Source organism: Maccoyibacter intestinihominis, assembly GCF_040096355.1.
GTDB classification, from domain to species: Bacteria; Bacillota; Clostridia; order Lachnospirales; family Lachnospiraceae; genus Maccoyibacter; species Maccoyibacter intestinihominis.
In genome coordinates this window covers 77,040-92,782 of record NZ_JBBMEX010000002.1, presented here as the reverse complement: position 1 = coordinate 92,782, position 15,743 = coordinate 77,040, and the positions used below count along the sequence as shown (strand labels likewise).

Below are 15,743 nucleotides of genomic sequence, written 5' to 3'. Positions count from 1 at the left end.
GAAGCTGTTACACTAAGTTATAGTGTACAGCTCCTTTACAAAACGGGGAGTGTAACAGATATATGAAACTGTTACAGGCTAATGGGATAATATGAAAAAAATGCAAGTGATGTCTGTGTCATACACTTTCATCAATACCATATTACCACATCAAAAACGAACATTCCGAACAAAACGAACAAACTTTACTTTTCTTTTAAGAATCTGTCCACTTCCATCCTCACACTGTCACCTGTAGCCATTCTTCCAATCCTATCTGCTACCTGTTCCCATGACATTCCCTCAAAATACTTATATCTGATTATCCTTTGCATCCTGACTGGTATAGTGTTCATGTACTGCTCTACCTTTATTTTTATATTGGATGCATTTTCCCTTCGTTCTCGTAATATTGTTTCTTCTAATCGTAATCTTGTATCGTCTGCATATGTATATGCCGTTCCTCCGACATGGAAGTGCTGTTCTTGATAAGGAAAGTCTGGATTACTCCCTTTAACTGAACCCTGTACTGTCTCGCTCTTCTTTCTTTTTAATCTTTGGATATCCTGCTCTGTTTCTCTAATCAGTTCACAGGCATCTATATACTCCATTAAAATCTGCTTTTCCAATCTCATTCCTCCTGTTTTTAGGCAAAAAAATACCAACCATCGAATATTGACGGTTGGTGATTGCTTTTAAATATCTTCATTTTCACAATACTTAGAACTTAGTTCCATGTAACCACATTCGGAGCATTCATATATGCTGTGTGGATTATGAGGATTTTGTCTAGCAGCATATCCATTTCCTGGATTGTATTCTTTTCCGTATATTCCAAAATCCCTATTAAACTTGTACTGTTTCATTTCTGCATTGCATCTTAAGCATTTCATTTGTGATTCCCCTTTCATTTGTGATAGAGGAATTATACCACATCCAACCGCCCATATTCAATTTTCAAAGTTCAATACCACCCGCTAATCGACAGAATCCGACAAGGCGTTCTCCAGTATCATGTCCAAACAGGCATTCCAGCCTTTATCAAATCTCCCATTATCACAATAAGCAGGATGATTTGCTTTCTCCGGCAGTTCCCGGAGCGGACACCAATCTGGCTTTCCAACGTTATATGCATCTTCTTGTGTCACGCCACATATTAAATTTAATATTGGATTGTCCCTTTCAAAAAAACTGCAAGGACAATCAGCACAACATTCCGCCATATCCATTACCAATACTGCTTTAGCCATATCACTCACCTCCTAAATTTCAGTTCAATTTACAAATACCTTTATTTTCATCAAGTGTGACTATATTTCTTCGCGCAAGCACTCTCAATGTTGTTATTTGGCAACTGAAAATTGGAATGTTGCTGTTATGATCTTTGTGAAATTCACAATTTTCATATGTCCAAAACCCATGTTTTTTTATCAAAATATTTCCATGCGCCTTCATAACTCGTATAACATCTTCTTGCGCTCTTGATAAATCTTCATAACCATAAGCCATCTTTTATCCTCCGCTAAACTTTAATTTTCTTCCGGTTTCTCGCACCTTTCAAATTCGATACATTACATCGCACATATTTGTCATATGCTGCCTGATAAGTAATTCCGTCAATTTCAGCTATTCTTGCAAGCGGGATTGTTTTCGTGATACTCCTATTTCTTGTTTGCTCTTTTCTCGTTACCCATCTGCAATTAGACGGTTCATAATTTCCATCATTGTCGATTCTGTCTATGGTTAAATCATCACTATAACCGTTCTCCATCGACCAGTCATAAAAATTTTGGAAATCACTATCCCATTCTGGGCAAACACATATTCCTCTTCCACCATATCTCTGATAATTCTTGTTGTTCGGTCTGGAACACCTGTCTCTCATTCCAGTCCAAATGTTCCAAATCCTTGATTTTGCCATTCCATGTTTTAAATGCATTGTTGCTTTAACTTCTTTTTCAAGGCAGCCGCAACTTTTAGTTGTTCCGCTTACCAATGAATTCCTCAATATTTCTTTTTCGTTTCCACAATCACATCTGCAAAGCCATATTGATTTTGAACCTTTTCCATTGCCTTTTGTTCCAACCTTTTTTATCGCGGTTAATCGTCCAAATTTCATACCCGCTATATCTTTAGGATATTTCAATATTTACTACCCTCTTTCGCCCGAACCATTTCCGTGTTAAATAATATAGGCTTAATTGCCATCTACTCCACCTACCCTTTCAAAATAGAACTTTATAGGTTCTCTGTTTTCCTGCACCATGCCATACCGCAAGGCTATATTGTATGTACACACATCCCTTTTCAGTCTGTCCGGTATTTTCTGCAACTGCTTTCTAAAATCTTCCAAATCCATTGTTGATTTATACCGATTGCATGAACCGCAGGACGGCATCAGATTACTTATGTCGTGTACGTCAATTCCGGTAAATTCTTCGGTGTATTCATATTTTCTAAGGCAATACAGATGATCTACATTAAAGCCTTTCTCCGGTATCTCACAGCCACAGTAAGCACAGTGACCATTGTATTTCGCATACACTAATTTTCTAACTGATTTAGGAATCGGTTTTCGCATCTACTCCACCGCCTTTCACAATCTGCATAACTGTCTGATATAGTGCTGATTTTCTGCCTACAATTTTGGTTATGTATTCATCCAACTGCTTCACAACCGCATCCACATCGTAGGCGGTTGGCATATCATTAATCACTTTTTTTACAGCATCGTAATCGTCCATATTTTTAAGCATTCCGCTCAAATTGTCCAAAATCTTACCTGCCTCAATCAATCTGCTCATTCTTCATCACTCCAATCTAATTTCTGACCGCAATCCGGGCAGTAATTGTAATTATCATAATCAACCTCGTAGTGCTTTCCGCAGCAAGGGCAAATCCATGTATCATACACAAGATGTCCGTCGGCGTATCCGTCTCCTTCGTAATCCGGTTTCTTTGCCGTTTGCTTTTCCACTGCCGCCCGGCATTCTTCCGGTGTGCCGATTGCCCTGTACTTCTGCACCTCTTCCAGTGCCTTGATTGCCATTTCCATAAGTTCTTGCCAATATTCTTCATTTACAAGTTCATCCCAGTGAGGATTAAACCTGATAATGTCCAAATCCCTGATTGCTTCACTCTCTGTCATTCCGGCACCTCCTAAATTTATTCGAGTATCTGAGTTGTTTCCAAAATGGAAATAACTCACTTAAACAGTCCCGGGTTGTCAAACACCGAACCAACAACCTCAAATTCGCACGCTTTCACATATTCTTCCGTAAGTGGCATTGATAAACAGAACGGTTCGCATTTGCTCAAGTTATCAGTCGGAATGACCTCATAATGCCAGCCGATTACCTCATCAATACTCTCAAAAGTTTCGGCATCGATCACTGCGAACTTTCCAAACACTACCTTTGCAAGTTCTTTCGGATTGCCGTGGCACATCAGAATATCATTCTTAAAAATCAGCTTTCCGTTCTTATCTTGAAAGCCTGTACATAGGCAGATTGTGGATGGGTCAACTTCATAGTTCTTTATCAAATTCTGTGGTACATAATTCTGGATAATGTAAACTCCATCATCTGTTTGAATTAAATTTCCGAATATCCATTCGCCGTTATCAATCCGCTTTCCACGGAATAAATATCTATTCTCCATGTTCCCCCTCCATTTCTTTCAGCTTGGCTTCTGCTTCCTCTCTGGTAAGAAATACTGACTTTCCAATTTCATCAAAAGATATCCAGTCGCAAAGAGTAACCGATTCGATATACATTTCTTTGTCAGCAACAGTCATTTCTCTGCATACTGCGACCTCTACTCCATCATCGGTTATGCGGTAAATATTACTTCCCACCTTGCATGGCAGCCGCAGAAGTAATCCCTGCTCTTCGGCTTGCTCTCTATTTGCAAGTCTTTCCGCAATCTCTTCCAGGGCTTTGTATCTTCCATCTTTCGCAAGCTGGGTAATGGTAATTCCCTCATCATCCGGTAAATCTGCTGGATGAAATAAAACTTCTCCATTCTCTGCCACATATGTTAATCTCTCCATGTTATCCTCACTTTCCCTGTACGGCTCCGGCAGTGGCATCCAAGCAATTACATCCTCAATCCAATCGTGTCCGCTATCCAATTCATACCCATCATTCATGATGCAGGTATCAACCCACACATGCCTTCCGTCGGTCACAATGATTTCCTGCTCATCATCAGGAAGCTCACAGTCAATCATATACTTAATGTCTGCGGAGAATAAGCACTCTTTCCGCTCTTCCTCTGTCAATTCATGATATTTAACCGGAATCCACCTTTGTTCCGTGACCGTTTTTCTTGTTGCTTCTGTCCTCATACATTCAATCATTCTACCTGCTCCTTTCCCTTTTTGACTTTCTCTGGATGCACGTCATGGCGTATTTACAGTCCCTGGTGCATCTTTTATTTTCTTCGTATGGGCATTTCTTCATAAAATCCTCCTGAATCGCTCAAATTCTATACTTCAGTTAATTCATCATATATTTCGTCTGCAAGTTCTTCCTTGTCATTGTTTTTAATCATTGCAATAGCAAGGTCCTTTTCGTTTACAAGGTACTCTGCGATCACATCTGCAATCTCTCGTGCATTCATTTTTACAACCTCCGTTAAATCTTAATTGTTACAAGCGAATCATTTTACGTTGCCTGCCTATAATAAAAGCAGGAGGTGCTATATGATTGCTTGGTTTTGTTATCTGGTTCTAAAATTTAAAACTTCTTAGGCAGACCGGAGCTGTCCGGTCTGTCAATCATTGATATACTCATATCTTGCTTCTGCATACACCCAAGAACTATGCCCGCATTTATACATATTCTTGTATTGCGGCTTGTAATTCTCTAATACTGCATAGGTATCATTACGTTCAATACAGTGCTGGCGTTCTTCCTCAAACTTCTTGATTTCAACTTCCTTACCGATATGTTCATACATAATTCCATATTTGAAATAAAAAGTTCCATCTTCAAGAATAGAATACGATTGAACAATCTCTCGACCTCTATACTCATATCGATATGCGATAACCCCTGTTGCCCTGATATTTTCTGCAAGGATGTGTTCGTACTCTGCAAGATATTCCTGCGCTACTCGCTCTGCTGGCTCTCTGCTAGTGAATATAATCTTGCCGATCTGAGAATTCCACGTCACATCTCCATCAAGGTCATATCCTCGATTATTTCCACCGCATGTCCATGTTCTCTTTTGAACAGTATGCGTCTCAACATCGCCACGAACAACCTTATACACGCTTTGCCTTTCTTCAATGCCCATCTCACAACATCTTTCTGAAATTCGTACAGCATCGGATTCAACTCTGACTTTTCAATATCAAATCCGCTGCTTTCCAATACAAATCTCTTACTTGCTAAAAATTCTTTATATGTCATTTTTCCAAAAGGAACCCGATATATCGTTACCCCGGCCGGAGGTTCCGGCTCCTTTCTAATAAAATTTGCAATTATAGCGATTTCGTGTTAAAATAAATTTCTAAAATATTTAGCAATATAGCTCAGTGGATAGAGCGCGCCTCCTATAAAGGCATGGTCGTGGGTTCGAATCCCACTATTGAACATAACGCACCTAAGCAATTAGGTGCTTTTTATATATTTACACCATCTGATCTAATGGAAGCGAAATCTGCCCTTTACAATTTCCGCCGATAGTTGTAGGGTCCCATCCCACTCCAATGTAGTCCAGTACCTTCGCCCATCCGTAGTCATTTCCGTCTTTGTCTTTGCACATGTGGAACATCAGATAATCCCACTCTTTCGGATTGCTCTCATGCAATAGATCAAATCTGTGAGGACGTTTCTCTATGTGGATTCCAAACCCACACATACTGCATCCGGTACGCTGTGCTTTGGTCGTGTACAACGTTCCATCTGGTTTTTTCTCGATGGTTCCATAGATTTCCGGAATGATGCTGTCAGGCATCTTAAAACTATTTGACAAACAGTTTTCTTTTAGTAACTTTTCATGATATTTTTCTTTAAGACCCTCTTTCCAGAGTGCGTCCATCTCCAAAGCAAGTTGTAAAATATCCTGCCGATGGAAAATAGCAAACGGTGCTGATCTGATTGTGGATGCTCCAAAATAATTACACCCATTCATTCGCAGGCTTCTTGCACGTCTGCCGCCCTCGGATGCCATTAAACCAAGATACGGTACACTGTTATGCTCCTTCCCCCAATCATCACAGTTCTTTTCTTTTAGGTAGTAGCAACATTTTGATGACACTTTGAAATCCGGTTTTTCATAATCACATCCTTCGTTCTCATTTTCATATCCACCAAACAATTCAAGCCACTTTTGCTTTAACTGCATTTTGGAATTTTTTTGCCAGCCGCCGTATGCTCCAGTCTCTCCTGTTATGATCGCATGGCGCACTGTTTTATTTTTCTCGGTAGGATTCTGCAGCAATTCAATCTTTCCTGCTACCTCCTTTGATATAACCGGAAACCCAAACTCCTGTATGACCCTTGGCTTTGTCCAGTAAGTTCCATCCTCCCTTTTTAGTGGCGGAACATTTATGATCCCAAGTGCTTTATGTACCCACTGTATGCTCTTATCTTCTAACGTTGATGCGCTCACACCTGGAGCATTGATATGGCAGATCTCATGCAGAAACAGATATAAGACGATGCTGTCCAATCCTCCGACAGACACATGATAATTCAATCCTCTGCCATCGCACTCACTTGCAAACTCCTCTGCCCTGATCTGTGCATATTTTCGCTTAAATTCATACGGCTGTTTCTCCTTCTGCATGAAGGTTGCAATCTTTTCTTTCGTTCCAAGCCGCTCCATTCTTTCCTGTACTGATTCCATTTTCCTGTTAAACACTTCCCCTTCCCTAAGTTCATTTTCTATCGTTTCACAAGGAGCAATCCCTCTCAATATCCCGTTTCGGGCAGCTCATCGGACTGGACTTGCAGCCACTATTGATTCTGACCCATATCTTGGTGCAGATATAAATGCTCGGCTTTTTGTACTGGTCCGTGACCAGATGTCGGTACTCGCACTCTGCACACTTCGGTATATCAATCCTGTTATTCCTGCATCCCTGTGTAACCTTGCTGGACAATTTACGGCTGCGTACAAAATATGCGACCGTTGTAGGCTCAACATAGATCTGCTCCTCTTCTGCCATGTGGTCAGAAATGTCGGCGAAGGTACAGCCTGCATCCAGCAGCTCTTCTACCCTGTCACGGTAGCTATCAAGCATACATCCTCGCTTTCGTCCACTCATCTAACCACTTCCCTTCCGCAAGAGGTTCTTTTCCAAGGCATCATAGTCATAATTGCGCTGTTCAAAATTGCAAAACCTATTTCCGTTGGTATTATTGGGTTTGGCGGCCATATCCTTCCGCGCCCAGTTTCGCATTGCAGCTTTCCAGTCTTTCATCTTGTTTTTCCCTACCATCCACCCGTTAGAGGTGTAGTAATTCATAAACCTCTCAACATCAACATCCGTGTACCCTTTTTCCTGACAATAGTCCATCACATCCTGTTTTGTGGGCGCCGTGAAACGCACCACACTATTATCATTATCTTTTACCTTTACCTTTTCCTTTTCCTTTACATTATCCTTTTCCTTAGGTTCTGCTTTGGTTTTATCTTGGTTTTGGTTTGGTTCTTCTTTGGTTATTTCTTGGTTATCGTTTGCTTTTGGTTTGGTTTCATCTTGGTTATCGTTTGGTTTGTCTTTGGTTACAGGTCTTCCACCTTTGGTTCCGTTTTGGTATCTCTTGTTATTAGCATCTATCTGTGGCTTCGCCATTAAAAAGATCGCCGTATGCACTCCATGTTCCTCTGGAATCACACCATCCAACCCATAATTAATAACTGCCCACAGTGCCTTTAACTGCTCCTCCTTTGGAAGAGCCTTGATCGCTTCTGCAAAGCTGCGGTAAAAAACAACACTTTCTCTCATTTCCCACCGCCTATCACATCAGAGATGCTTATTTGATTACGCTCCAGTTCATTGTTTTGGCATTTTAAGTATTTATCTATCTCAGATACCTTTTTACGATTCGTAAGGGTTCTGTGGTTTTCCTGTGCCCGGTAAAGTCTTACCAAATGCATCTCATCATATGCCGGCTGAAAGTATCCTTTTCCGTCCTGCATATTCAAAATGGGATGTTCCCGGTTACATTCTTCCTGGATCATATTTCTTATTTTCCGGTCGGAAAGTCCTGTTAAAATAACAAGCTGCTTTCTGGTTACTGCATTCTTATGTCCGACCGGTATGTAATCAATGATTTTCAACAACACCACCTGCTTTCGTAATCGTGACCTCTGTCCGTGGGTTTTCTCTGTCATACAGTACACGACTTCCATCCGTGCTTACAATAATCTTGCAGTTATCGTCTGCTATGACGTTATATTTAACTAAAATGTCATGTAGTGCCTCATGAAGATTCGTAAGGTCTACCCGATGGCGTGTCGGCATGTAATAGACAGCCTTGACATTTATGGGATAATCAATCTGTTTTGTATCCGGCATATACTTTTTACAGTCTTTCTCATATTTCAAATATGCCTTAGATGGCAGTATCATAGGTCTGTTCTTGCAGACCACGATCCTCTGGCTGTTCTTTTTCGTGATCGGCTTTCCAAGGATCGTAAACATTAATTTTTCCATACCGCTCCTTTCCCCTCTGCCATTTGGCAGAGGCTTTTATTGGCATGATATATTACCGATAAGCAGTTTCTTTCGTACACACCCTCAAGTGCACAGGTGTTTCAACCTACAGCATACTAATGCCATATCTTTTTCTGAATGCTTCCCTTGCATCATCCTCGCTTACATTTTCGTTTTCTGCGATATAATGCTTTTCCCATGCAAGCTGACCGATGATCCGCATAAGTACCCGCATTTCCTTATTCATGTGAACACTCATCTTTCCCTGATGATGTTCATCCGATAACGGTACCCAAAGACCATCCTCATCCGACAGTCTGCGGTTTGCAGTCCCACCAAAGATATGATGTCTTTGTACGTTTGGTGTTCCGTCTATGATGTCATATCCGGCATAATCCATACTAATTACAATCGAATCTTTCATTAAATATCTCCTATCAGATCACTTGACCATATCGGAGCCTTTAAAACCCTTGTCTGTTTACAATAATCACAACATTCACATCGGGTAGGATCTGCTGCTTTATTTTTTAATGCAAGGATCATTGGCACATTGTGTTCCACTTCTGCTAATGCTTCATCCAACAGATTCTGTTCCACTGCGATCACCTGAATATCCGGTACTTTCTCCTTAGACACTGCCGCTATGAAAAATGGAAGTTTCTTACCTGTATTGATCTCCACAACTTTCTGATAAACGGCACCCTGTATGTAATACCCCCACTCTGCTAAAAAGTTCATATATCCAATATCATGATGGAAAAATACTTTGTTGATAGACTGACAGGTTTTTAAATCCACAATGCACTGTCCTGGATGGTAACTGTCTATCTTGATCTTCCACTTTGCCCCGAACATATCTGCTGTCATAATGACCTGCTTTTCTCCACTCATATAATGTGAAAATACCTCATCCCGTTCACATCTCTGGATCATTTCATTAGCTTTCAGATATTTCGCCATCAGACCTCCGTCTTTTTTGAACATACACGGATGTTTTGCTTTGAATAAGTCCAAGGTCCCTTCAAAATGTGCATCCACATAGGAGCCGACCATCAGCGCGTCAGAATCCTCCATGTTTTCTTCCCATGTACCTTCTATCTTGGCAAGGGCATATTCTTCGCAGCCACGCTTGCCGTATGTTCCCATAAAATCTTTATACTGGCTGACGGACAGATACTCTTCATTGGCTTCTTTGCTATAATAATTTTCATTAGTCAACTGCATTCTCAAATTCCTCCTCGGCTTCTTTTTCTATTGCTTCTTTCTTGGATAATTCCTTCGTCTCACCTGTCTTGGCAAATGGATCCGGCACTTCTTCCTTTGTCTGAAAATAATCCTCTACCTTTGCCTGTCCATTCTTTAATGCTGTATACACGCCCCACAAGTCCGTACATTCCTCTGCACCGAAAGTACCCATGTTACGTCCTGCATACTTCTCGATCTGTTCCTTGGTAACCCCAAAGTCTTTTTTAAACAGCTTCTCAATCTTTTTTATTTTTTCCTGACTTGGCAGTTCTCCATAGCTTTTTTTCTGTGTTTCTCTGCACTCATTGACTGCCATATCTACAACGTCTCCCGGAATCACTCCAAGGATACATGCTCTCATCCGGCGTGCTCCAAAGTTTGCTGTGGCTTCGTAAATATCCCTGCTGTCTGTAAGGACATAGGAACCTTTTTTTGTATCACGCTTATGCTCCACACCGAATATCTTTGTCACACGGGTATTTGATTCTAAATCCCATGCATATGCCATCATCTCCGACTTTCCGTCTTTCTGTTCCAGTTCAATGATCCCATAATCAATATTGCCCCAGTTCTGTGCTAATGCTTCCGCAAGTCGGATAGACGGTCCGCTGACATTCTGACCACCGCGTGGATAAGAATAAATTGCCTGCTCTGCAAGGGTTGACCTCTGGCACGTTCTCTTGATCTTTTCTGTTGCCTCATACTCATCTCGTGGAAATTTCTTTGCAATAACCATAGCTGCCTGCACTTCCTGTGCCTGCCGGCTGATCATCATTTCCGTCTGCGAACTTCTGGTCATTACATTTCCGTCCGATACACTTACCTCGTTCATAAATAATCCTCCTAAAATTCAATGATCTCCATTGTGTCACTATCTGTAGTACGGGTTGCGATCATCTGTAACCCTTTCTCCTTACATTTCTGATACAGTTTCTCTCGCAATCCGGATGCTAACTTTTCAGCTCCATCGATCAGGATGATGTCTAATCCGTTCGGCTTCTGGATAGAAACATTGATGCAAAGATCCAGCTTTTCTCCTTCGGACAAATTGCTTACCGGCAGTCCGTTGATGAGAGGTATTCCATTCTCAACCGTAAGACCATCGATCGGGATCGTACAATTCTGCAAGATTTCTCCCGGAAGTGTGCGTGCTTTCTCAATCTTGCGTGTCAGCTCACTGCTCTCTTCCGCAAGTCCTTCCACTTCTTTCTGAAGGTCAACCATCCGTTTGTACTCATTGATGTGGCCTTTCATGTCTTCCATGTACAATGCTTCATGCACCAGTTCTGATACATCCTTTTTCTCCATATCCAGATACTGTGCATAATCAGCAACTTCGGCATCATACTTCGCCACATTTGCCTTATATGTCTGTTCTATTATTTCCAGCTTGTCCTTTTTCTTTCCGTCAAGACTTTCCTGTTCGGTTTTCAATGTTTTGATCTGTTCTTCCAGTTTTAAGATATCTTTATCTATCTGATGAGAACGATTATCAAATTCCGTATCAAGTGCTGATTTGCTGATCTCCCTGTCCGCTTCAAAAGAACGTACTTTGCTGTCCCTTGCATCCTTGAGTAAATGTGCTTTTTCAATCTTCTGATTATCGCTCCGTATTTGTTCAATCTGGTGATATATAGCAGATGTAGATGCCGTTTCCCATTTCTCTGCACTATATCCCTCCGGTATTCCCGCTGCAATCTCCTCAATAAATGCTCTTTTAGTACGAATGTCGCGGTTGACATCCTGCCGATGCATGAAATATTCTCCTTTTTCACTCTGGATGTCATTGAGCACCTGTAAGATGTTCTGGTCATAAGACACCCAGCTTGGTATCTCTCCAAACCATTCCTTGATCGTGTTCATATCCCATGAATACTCAATCATATCAAGAATGATGGCATTCTGTTTCTTTTTATCCATTGACATAAATTCAACCGGATTTAGCTGTAGCGGTGTAAAAATATCACGGAGAAATGCCTCCGGACTGCCAACCTCTACACCATTCTGTTTTATGCTCTTATAACCTACCCTGTCAGTTCTGACTTTTCGATTGATGCGTAATCCGGTATCTGTCTCTATCAGGATCTCTCCCTCTGTCTCGCCTTTGCGGACAATATATTCTCTCTCTGATTTATTTGTCAGCGCAAAACGGATAGCATCGATCACGGATGTTTTTCCTACTCCGTTTTTCCCGGAAAGTTCTACCGAACCTCCATCCTGCGTATACTCTTTGATTCCGAAAAGATTCCGGATCTGAATCTTTGTTGTGATCATCTTAAAGATTCCTCCATTTCCATCTGTTTATAATTTGTCGAGAGTATCATTTTACGGAGCACCGCCCTGCGATCTGTTTTCTGCCGCATTTTTTCAGCACACTCATCACAGATACGTCCCTCTCCGGGATCCAGTGTGCATCCACAGTCCTCGCATTTCCTGTAATAACTCATAAAATCTCCTTTTCAAATCTGATTTCCTGTGCTAAAATACATAAAAATGCTTTATGTATTTTTAGTTGTAATAGCACCGGTTCTCGTCAAAGAATTTAGCGGTGCTATTTTCTTTTCTATGCAACTCATCTACGATTCCCCCTTTCCTTGATTTTCCAATTTCTCCCATCTATAATGTTTGTACAGGCACAGAAATGCCGAGTACATAACGAGGGGAGGTATGAGTTATGAATATGATTCCTGTAACTTCATCCAACATCCATTCTGTTGGATATGAGGGAACTACTCTAGCTGTTCTTTTCCATTCCGGTGGTTTATATGAATACTATGGTGTTCCTCAATCGGTATACTCGTCTTTAATGAATGCATCTTCTAAAGGCGGATATTTAGCGGCTCATATTAAGGGTGTTTACCGCTACAGAAGAGTTCGTTAATCAACAATGATGAGTACAAGGGCAGGACCATTGACACTGTATTCTTTTTCTTCATATGGATCTGCCCTATGTAACTCCACTCCTTCTCTATTTCTTAATTCTTCTACTAACTCGTATGTTTCAAAATCCTTTAACTCTTTTTTCAATTCTCTTTCACCTTCTTCCAATACTCAAAATATGCCAACGACAGACTTATCATGGATATACCCCCGCATATTACAGGTTGTCCATCGTAGCCACAGGCGGCTATGATAAAGACTGTCATTCCAAATGTAAAAAGAATGTCTTCTACTCTTCTCATGCTTGTCCACCTCTGACCGCTTCAGCGGTCTACTTAACTTTGATAGCAAATGACCTTGCTGCCTGTTCATTTAATTTTTGCGAAATTTCTCTCTGTTCCTCTTTTGTAAACTCTTCCCAATTTTTAGGTGGTTGATCTCCGATCCTCACATACATGTTTACTTTAAATCCATTTATAATTCTCATTTACACCGCCTCCCTTACACTGTATGTGGTTTTCTTGTCCTCTTTTCGCACTATTTTGCATTGCATATAACTGTTAAGTCCTCTTCTCTCCCTTCTATTGAATTAAAATCTTTATATATTGATAAATTTCTGTTTTAATGTTAAAATTTTTGTATTCATATACCGACAAGGGGGCATTTATGAGACATTCTGAATTAAAAAATTTTACTCATAAACAATTATCTGCTTTTAAAAATCAAGAATTATCTTTGGACAAATACGAACTGATTGCCAAAGCCGAGAACGCATCTATCGAGCTTCCTGATGATGTTAAAAATAAATTGTATGAGTTATGTACTGAATTAAAAAAACAATCTCCAGAAAATTCAAAAATTTTCTCAGTCAATTTGAAAGCAGTTGGTGACCTTGCAAAAATTCTTAGCTGTCTTATTACTACTGTCAAAAACCTTAACGATTTGGAATTTGACATTCTATTAAAAGAATGTCTGGATCATATCATTTATGTTTTGAACAACAGACCATAACTCCTATCACTATAGTCAGTACCCACAATTTACTGACCGACTTCCAAAGATCATCTAAGCTATAATCTAAATAGTCATTTGCATTTGTCTCTACAGAATACCGTTTTCTTCCCCATATATTTACTCTATGTGGGGAAGTATATTTTCCCTGCTGATCTATCTTACTCATCTCCCTTCTTAAACAGCTCATTTGCTTCAACGCTTAAAGCCGTAGCGATTCTTAAAATATCAATATCCTTGATAATCTTTCGCCCGTTCATCATTGCACTGAACTGTTGCTCTGAATATCCGGCTTTCTTCGCTACTGCGCCTTGCTTTAAGCACCTGTCCTTAATAATTCTTTTTACATTTGGTGCTACAATATCATTCAATTTCGTTCTCCCTTCTATTGTTATTGTGAATTACATCCATCAGTGATAAAATCCTCTGTATAGGCATTCTCCTTTCTCGCACTCTACGCTGTTCTTACTTCCATTTTCTCCACTCTGGTATCCTCGGCGTGAGAAATATAACCGGCAATATAATACTTTTCACTTTCCTTCAGAGCAGGAAATTCGGTTGCAATTTTTTTTAACAACTCTTTTTTTCTGTCTTCCATAAAAACACCTCCTCGTTATAGTTGCTCATCTGTTGTCTATGGGTACATTATAATCCCCTTTGCCATTATTGTCAATATAAAAATCCCCTTTGACAACTTTTTTCTTGATTTTTTAGAATTTAAGTGATAATATGAGGTCAGATAGAGAGGAGGCTTTAGATGGAAAACATTAATGACAGAGTTAAAATTTTACGAAAAGAACTGGGATTGACACTTGAAAAATTTGGAGAACGACTTGGAGTCGGAAAAACTGCCATCAGCAAGATAGAACATTATGAACGCGGAGTAACAGATCAAATGATAAAATCAATCTGCCGTGAGTTCCATGTCGATTATATTTGGTTAACCACCGGATCAGGCGAAATGTTTCAAGATTCAGACGAAGTTTTTCTGGAGCAGATTGACAGGATCATGGCAGGCGAAAATGAATTGCACAAGACAATCTTGAAGGGTGCAGCCAGCTTAGACATTGAAGATTTAGAAGCAATAGACCGGATAATACAGAAATTTAAGAAAATTCGTGAAGAGAAACCGTGATGCAGCGGTTTCTTTTTTTGAAAAAATGTAAAAAATTCTTGACTATTGGTTACCAATTGTATATACTATATACAGATGAAGGAGGAATGGAATTGGAAATACAATATGAAAAATCAGCTGTTAAATATTTAAAAGCATTACAAAAGCCGCAACGTAACTTGATTTTGAATGCTATCGAAAAACTCACTCATAAGCCTGCTGAGGGAGATATAAAAAAGATGAGTGGTTATAAAGATGGTCGTTATCGACTAAGGGTTGGAAAATACCGTATCATTTATAAATATCTTTCTGATAACGAACTTGAAATACTTTACATAATGGACATTGGAAGTCGAGGGGATATATATAAATAATCCCCTCCAAAGGAGGAAAAAAATGACAAAGACGATTGAACAAACAGTATCTATGTTAGAAATGCTTCCGGCACAGGAGCAGAATTTTGCCCTTGAATTTGTAAAACGCCTTGTTCTCGCATGGGACCCGGATTATACTAAGCTCACACCATCAGAGCGTACAAAACTGGAAAAAGCAGAAAACGGTGAATATATTAATGCAAAGGATATTAACTGGGATGACTGAAAAAAGAAAAGCGAATATGATTATTGGAAAATGCGGCGGAAATTCAAGTAAGAATGCTTATAATTGCAAGGTTTCCATTCCTAAGCTATGGGCTGATCAAATTGGAATTTCTCCTGACAACAAATCCCTTTCTCTTGAATTTAACGGGGAATCAATTATTATAAAAAAAGCCTTGTAATATTAAAAGAGGAGAACTATTCAGCTCTCCTCTTTCAAATATAAAAACAACGCCAGTTT

33 protein-coding genes are annotated in these 15,743 nt (G+C 40.0%); 6 read left to right on the top strand and 27 right to left on the bottom strand.

The window, feature by feature from the left end:
* Positions 1-185: 185 nt before the first annotated feature.
* From WMO43_RS02350 to WMO43_RS02245, 22 genes are all read right to left on the bottom strand, one after another.
* The gene (locus WMO43_RS02350) at positions 186-614 is read right to left on the bottom strand and encodes a sigma-70 RNA polymerase sigma factor region 4 domain-containing protein (RefSeq protein WP_353529744.1); all 429 of its coding nucleotides are present in this window, start codon (positions 612-614) and stop codon (positions 186-188) included.
* Between the two features lie 60 nt (positions 615-674).
* The gene (locus WMO43_RS02345) at positions 675-872 is read right to left on the bottom strand and encodes a hypothetical protein (RefSeq protein ID WP_353529742.1); all 198 of its coding nucleotides are present in this window, start codon (positions 870-872) and stop codon (positions 675-677) included.
* 84 nt (positions 873-956) lie between these two features.
* Positions 957-1,229, bottom strand: a complete 273-nt coding sequence (locus WMO43_RS02340) for a hypothetical protein (RefSeq protein ID WP_353529740.1) — start codon at positions 1,227-1,229, stop codon at positions 957-959.
* A gap of 19 nt (positions 1,230-1,248) precedes the next feature.
* Positions 1,249-1,488, bottom strand: coding sequence for a hypothetical protein (locus tag WMO43_RS02335; RefSeq protein ID WP_353529738.1), 240 nt, complete (start codon positions 1,486-1,488; stop codon positions 1,249-1,251).
* Positions 1,489-1,501: 13 nt separating this feature from the next.
* Positions 1,502-2,125: an AP2 domain-containing protein gene (locus WMO43_RS02330; protein ID WP_353529737.1), complete on the bottom strand. Its 624-nt coding sequence runs from the start codon at positions 2,123-2,125 to the stop codon at positions 1,502-1,504.
* 51 nt (positions 2,126-2,176) lie between these two features.
* Positions 2,177-2,560: an HNH endonuclease gene (locus tag WMO43_RS02325; RefSeq protein WP_353529735.1), complete on the bottom strand. Its 384-nt coding sequence runs from the start codon at positions 2,558-2,560 to the stop codon at positions 2,177-2,179.
* On the bottom strand, positions 2,541-2,783 hold the full coding sequence (locus tag WMO43_RS02320; RefSeq protein WP_353529734.1) for a hypothetical protein: 243 nt from the start codon (positions 2,781-2,783) through the stop codon (positions 2,541-2,543). Before WMO43_RS02320 ends, WMO43_RS02325 begins: the two co-directional genes overlap by 20 nt.
* Complete coding sequence (locus tag WMO43_RS02315) at positions 2,780-3,127, bottom strand: hypothetical protein (protein ID WP_353529733.1); 348 nt, start codon at positions 3,125-3,127, stop codon at positions 2,780-2,782. Before WMO43_RS02315 ends, WMO43_RS02320 begins: the two co-directional genes overlap by 4 nt.
* 56 nt (positions 3,128-3,183) lie before the next feature.
* Complete coding sequence (locus tag WMO43_RS02310) at positions 3,184-3,639, bottom strand: YopX family protein (protein WP_353529731.1); 456 nt, start codon at positions 3,637-3,639, stop codon at positions 3,184-3,186.
* Positions 3,629-4,339, bottom strand: coding sequence for a DUF551 domain-containing protein (locus WMO43_RS02305; protein ID WP_353529729.1), 711 nt, complete (start codon positions 4,337-4,339; stop codon positions 3,629-3,631). The genes WMO43_RS02310 and WMO43_RS02305 overlap by 11 nt, the downstream gene beginning before the upstream one ends.
* Positions 4,340-4,467: 128 nt before the next feature.
* Positions 4,468-4,602: a hypothetical protein gene (locus WMO43_RS02300; protein WP_353529727.1), complete on the bottom strand. Its 135-nt coding sequence runs from the start codon at positions 4,600-4,602 to the stop codon at positions 4,468-4,470.
* 153 nt (positions 4,603-4,755) lie between these two features.
* Positions 4,756-5,280: a hypothetical protein gene (locus tag WMO43_RS02295; RefSeq protein WP_353529726.1), complete on the bottom strand. Its 525-nt coding sequence runs from the start codon at positions 5,278-5,280 to the stop codon at positions 4,756-4,758.
* 336 nt (positions 5,281-5,616) lie between these two features.
* Positions 5,617-6,837 carry a hypothetical protein gene (locus WMO43_RS02290; RefSeq protein WP_353529725.1) on the bottom strand — a complete coding sequence of 407 codons (1,221 nt, stop codon included), beginning with the start codon at positions 6,835-6,837 and terminating at the stop codon, positions 5,617-5,619.
* A gap of 46 nt (positions 6,838-6,883) precedes the next feature.
* Positions 6,884-7,258: a hypothetical protein gene (locus WMO43_RS02285; protein WP_353529723.1), complete on the bottom strand. Its 375-nt coding sequence runs from the start codon at positions 7,256-7,258 to the stop codon at positions 6,884-6,886.
* The gene (locus WMO43_RS02280; RefSeq protein ID WP_353529722.1) at positions 7,259-7,942 is read right to left on the bottom strand and encodes a DUF6291 domain-containing protein; all 684 of its coding nucleotides are present in this window, start codon (positions 7,940-7,942) and stop codon (positions 7,259-7,261) included. It abuts the gene before it with no gap.
* A complete protein-coding gene (locus tag WMO43_RS02275; protein ID WP_353529721.1) occupies positions 7,939-8,331 on the bottom strand; it encodes a hypothetical protein in 393 nt (130 codons plus the stop codon). The genes WMO43_RS02280 and WMO43_RS02275 overlap by 4 nt, the downstream gene beginning before the upstream one ends.
* Positions 8,264-8,653 carry a RusA family crossover junction endodeoxyribonuclease gene (locus WMO43_RS02270; RefSeq protein ID WP_353529720.1) on the bottom strand — a complete coding sequence of 130 codons (390 nt, stop codon included), beginning with the start codon at positions 8,651-8,653 and terminating at the stop codon, positions 8,264-8,266. The genes WMO43_RS02275 and WMO43_RS02270 overlap by 68 nt, the downstream gene beginning before the upstream one ends.
* A 106-nt stretch (positions 8,654-8,759) precedes the next feature.
* Positions 8,760-9,077 carry a hypothetical protein gene (locus tag WMO43_RS02265; RefSeq protein WP_353529719.1) on the bottom strand — a complete coding sequence of 106 codons (318 nt, stop codon included), beginning with the start codon at positions 9,075-9,077 and terminating at the stop codon, positions 8,760-8,762.
* The gene (locus WMO43_RS02260) at positions 9,077-9,880 is read right to left on the bottom strand and encodes a PD-(D/E)XK nuclease-like domain-containing protein (protein WP_353529717.1); all 804 of its coding nucleotides are present in this window, start codon (positions 9,878-9,880) and stop codon (positions 9,077-9,079) included. The genes WMO43_RS02265 and WMO43_RS02260 overlap by 1 nt, the downstream gene beginning before the upstream one ends.
* Positions 9,867-10,733 (bottom strand): hypothetical protein, encoded by an 867-nt coding sequence (locus WMO43_RS02255; RefSeq protein ID WP_353529716.1) that lies wholly within the window; start codon positions 10,731-10,733, stop codon positions 9,867-9,869. Before WMO43_RS02255 ends, WMO43_RS02260 begins: the two co-directional genes overlap by 14 nt.
* An 11-nt stretch (positions 10,734-10,744) precedes the next feature.
* Positions 10,745-12,175 carry an AAA family ATPase gene (locus WMO43_RS02250; protein ID WP_353529715.1) on the bottom strand — a complete coding sequence of 477 codons (1,431 nt, stop codon included), beginning with the start codon at positions 12,173-12,175 and terminating at the stop codon, positions 10,745-10,747.
* Positions 12,172-12,348 carry a hypothetical protein gene (locus WMO43_RS02245; RefSeq protein ID WP_353529714.1) on the bottom strand — a complete coding sequence of 59 codons (177 nt, stop codon included), beginning with the start codon at positions 12,346-12,348 and terminating at the stop codon, positions 12,172-12,174. Before WMO43_RS02245 ends, WMO43_RS02250 begins: the two co-directional genes overlap by 4 nt.
* Positions 12,349-12,575: 227 nt before the next feature.
* Here WMO43_RS02245 and WMO43_RS02240 point away from each other — a divergent pair, with 227 nt between their 5' ends.
* The gene (locus WMO43_RS02240; RefSeq protein WP_353529713.1) at positions 12,576-12,782 is read left to right on the top strand and encodes a KTSC domain-containing protein; all 207 of its coding nucleotides are present in this window, start codon (positions 12,576-12,578) and stop codon (positions 12,780-12,782) included.
* Here WMO43_RS02240 and WMO43_RS02235 read toward each other — a convergent pair.
* The 3 genes from WMO43_RS02235 to WMO43_RS02225 are packed head-to-tail and all read right to left on the bottom strand — an operon-like array spanning position 12,779 to position 13,268.
* Positions 12,779-12,928, bottom strand: a complete 150-nt coding sequence (locus tag WMO43_RS02235; protein ID WP_353529711.1) for a BC1881 family protein — start codon at positions 12,926-12,928, stop codon at positions 12,779-12,781. The genes WMO43_RS02240 and WMO43_RS02235 overlap by 4 nt on opposite strands.
* Positions 12,925-13,083 (bottom strand): hypothetical protein, encoded by a 159-nt coding sequence (locus WMO43_RS02230; protein WP_353529710.1) that lies wholly within the window; start codon positions 13,081-13,083, stop codon positions 12,925-12,927. The genes WMO43_RS02235 and WMO43_RS02230 overlap by 4 nt, the downstream gene beginning before the upstream one ends.
* A 29-nt stretch (positions 13,084-13,112) precedes the next feature.
* Entirely contained in the window at positions 13,113-13,268 is a 156-nt protein-coding gene (locus tag WMO43_RS02225; RefSeq protein WP_353529709.1) for a hypothetical protein, read from the bottom strand.
* A 179-nt stretch (positions 13,269-13,447) separates the two neighbouring features.
* Between WMO43_RS02225 and WMO43_RS02220 the strand changes: the two genes are divergently transcribed.
* Complete coding sequence (locus WMO43_RS02220; protein WP_353529707.1) at positions 13,448-13,792, top strand: hypothetical protein; 345 nt, start codon at positions 13,448-13,450, stop codon at positions 13,790-13,792.
* 161 nt (positions 13,793-13,953) lie between these two features.
* Here the strand turns inward: WMO43_RS02220 and WMO43_RS02215 are convergent, their stop codons facing one another.
* Entirely contained in the window at positions 13,954-14,163 is a 210-nt protein-coding gene (locus tag WMO43_RS02215) for a helix-turn-helix domain-containing protein (RefSeq protein ID WP_353529706.1), read from the bottom strand.
* 83 nt (positions 14,164-14,246) lie between these two features.
* Positions 14,247-14,390 carry a hypothetical protein gene (locus WMO43_RS02210; protein WP_353529705.1) on the bottom strand — a complete coding sequence of 48 codons (144 nt, stop codon included), beginning with the start codon at positions 14,388-14,390 and terminating at the stop codon, positions 14,247-14,249.
* A gap of 159 nt (positions 14,391-14,549) precedes the next feature.
* Between WMO43_RS02210 and WMO43_RS02205 the strand changes: the two genes are divergently transcribed.
* The 4 genes from WMO43_RS02205 (at position 14,550) to WMO43_RS02190 (ending at position 15,684) form a co-directional block, all read left to right on the top strand.
* Positions 14,550-14,927: a helix-turn-helix domain-containing protein gene (locus WMO43_RS02205; protein ID WP_353529703.1), complete on the top strand. Its 378-nt coding sequence runs from the start codon at positions 14,550-14,552 to the stop codon at positions 14,925-14,927.
* A gap of 86 nt (positions 14,928-15,013) precedes the next feature.
* A complete protein-coding gene (locus tag WMO43_RS02200; protein ID WP_353529701.1) occupies positions 15,014-15,280 on the top strand; it encodes a type II toxin-antitoxin system RelE family toxin in 267 nt (88 codons plus the stop codon).
* 22 nt (positions 15,281-15,302) lie between these two features.
* The gene (locus WMO43_RS02195) at positions 15,303-15,506 is read left to right on the top strand and encodes a hypothetical protein (protein WP_353529699.1); all 204 of its coding nucleotides are present in this window, start codon (positions 15,303-15,305) and stop codon (positions 15,504-15,506) included.
* Positions 15,499-15,684 carry a hypothetical protein gene (locus WMO43_RS02190; protein ID WP_353529697.1) on the top strand — a complete coding sequence of 62 codons (186 nt, stop codon included), beginning with the start codon at positions 15,499-15,501 and terminating at the stop codon, positions 15,682-15,684. The genes WMO43_RS02195 and WMO43_RS02190 overlap by 8 nt, the downstream gene beginning before the upstream one ends.
* The last annotated feature ends 59 nt before the right edge of the window (positions 15,685-15,743 follow it).

Coding starts and splice junctions, on each gene's coding strand:
- WMO43_RS02350 (WP_353529744.1), bottom strand. CDS start 614: ATGAGATTGGAAAAGCAGATTTTAATGGAGTATATAGATGCCTGTGAA.
- WMO43_RS02345 (WP_353529742.1), bottom strand. CDS start 872: ATGAAATGCTTAAGATGCAATGCAGAAATGAAACAGTACAAGTTTAAT.
- WMO43_RS02340 (WP_353529740.1), bottom strand. CDS start 1,229: ATGGCTAAAGCAGTATTGGTAATGGATATGGCGGAATGTTGTGCTGAT.
- WMO43_RS02335 (WP_353529738.1), bottom strand. CDS start 1,488: ATGGCTTATGGTTATGAAGATTTATCAAGAGCGCAAGAAGATGTTATA.
- WMO43_RS02325 (WP_353529735.1), bottom strand. CDS start 2,560: ATGCGAAAACCGATTCCTAAATCAGTTAGAAAATTAGTGTATGCGAAA.
- WMO43_RS02320 (WP_353529734.1), bottom strand. CDS start 2,783: ATGAGCAGATTGATTGAGGCAGGTAAGATTTTGGACAATTTGAGCGGA.
- WMO43_RS02315 (WP_353529733.1), bottom strand. CDS start 3,127: ATGACAGAGAGTGAAGCAATCAGGGATTTGGACATTATCAGGTTTAAT.
- WMO43_RS02310 (WP_353529731.1), bottom strand. CDS start 3,639: ATGGAGAATAGATATTTATTCCGTGGAAAGCGGATTGATAACGGCGAA.
- WMO43_RS02305 (WP_353529729.1), bottom strand. CDS start 4,339: ATGATTGAATGTATGAGGACAGAAGCAACAAGAAAAACGGTCACGGAA.
- WMO43_RS02300 (WP_353529727.1), bottom strand. CDS start 4,602: ATGAATGCACGAGAGATTGCAGATGTGATCGCAGAGTACCTTGTAAAC.
- WMO43_RS02295 (WP_353529726.1), bottom strand. CDS start 5,280: ATGGGCATTGAAGAAAGGCAAAGCGTGTATAAGGTTGTTCGTGGCGAT.
- WMO43_RS02290 (WP_353529725.1), bottom strand. CDS start 6,837: ATGGAATCAGTACAGGAAAGAATGGAGCGGCTTGGAACGAAAGAAAAG.
- WMO43_RS02285 (WP_353529723.1), bottom strand. CDS start 7,258: ATGAGTGGACGAAAGCGAGGATGTATGCTTGATAGCTACCGTGACAGG.
- WMO43_RS02280 (WP_353529722.1), bottom strand. CDS start 7,942: ATGAGAGAAAGTGTTGTTTTTTACCGCAGCTTTGCAGAAGCGATCAAG.
- WMO43_RS02275 (WP_353529721.1), bottom strand. CDS start 8,331: ATGACAGAGAAAACCCACGGACAGAGGTCACGATTACGAAAGCAGGTG.
- WMO43_RS02270 (WP_353529720.1), bottom strand. CDS start 8,653: ATGGAAAAATTAATGTTTACGATCCTTGGAAAGCCGATCACGAAAAAG.
- WMO43_RS02265 (WP_353529719.1), bottom strand. CDS start 9,077: ATGAAAGATTCGATTGTAATTAGTATGGATTATGCCGGATATGACATC.
- WMO43_RS02260 (WP_353529717.1), bottom strand. CDS start 9,880: ATGCAGTTGACTAATGAAAATTATTATAGCAAAGAAGCCAATGAAGAG.
- WMO43_RS02255 (WP_353529716.1), bottom strand. CDS start 10,733: ATGAACGAGGTAAGTGTATCGGACGGAAATGTAATGACCAGAAGTTCG.
- WMO43_RS02250 (WP_353529715.1), bottom strand. CDS start 12,175: ATGATCACAACAAAGATTCAGATCCGGAATCTTTTCGGAATCAAAGAG.
- WMO43_RS02245 (WP_353529714.1), bottom strand. CDS start 12,348: ATGAGTTATTACAGGAAATGCGAGGACTGTGGATGCACACTGGATCCC.
- WMO43_RS02240 (WP_353529713.1), top strand. CDS start 12,576: ATGAATATGATTCCTGTAACTTCATCCAACATCCATTCTGTTGGATAT.
- WMO43_RS02230 (WP_353529710.1), bottom strand. CDS start 13,083: ATGAGAAGAGTAGAAGACATTCTTTTTACATTTGGAATGACAGTCTTT.
- WMO43_RS02225 (WP_353529709.1), bottom strand. CDS start 13,268: ATGAGAATTATAAATGGATTTAAAGTAAACATGTATGTGAGGATCGGA.
- WMO43_RS02220 (WP_353529707.1), top strand. CDS start 13,448: ATGAGACATTCTGAATTAAAAAATTTTACTCATAAACAATTATCTGCT.
- WMO43_RS02210 (WP_353529705.1), bottom strand. CDS start 14,390: ATGGAAGACAGAAAAAAAGAGTTGTTAAAAAAAATTGCAACCGAATTT.
- WMO43_RS02205 (WP_353529703.1), top strand. CDS start 14,550: ATGGAAAACATTAATGACAGAGTTAAAATTTTACGAAAAGAACTGGGA.
- WMO43_RS02200 (WP_353529701.1), top strand. CDS start 15,014: ATGGAATTGGAAATACAATATGAAAAATCAGCTGTTAAATATTTAAAA.
- WMO43_RS02195 (WP_353529699.1), top strand. CDS start 15,303: ATGACAAAGACGATTGAACAAACAGTATCTATGTTAGAAATGCTTCCG.
- WMO43_RS02190 (WP_353529697.1), top strand. CDS start 15,499: ATGACTGAAAAAAGAAAAGCGAATATGATTATTGGAAAATGCGGCGGA.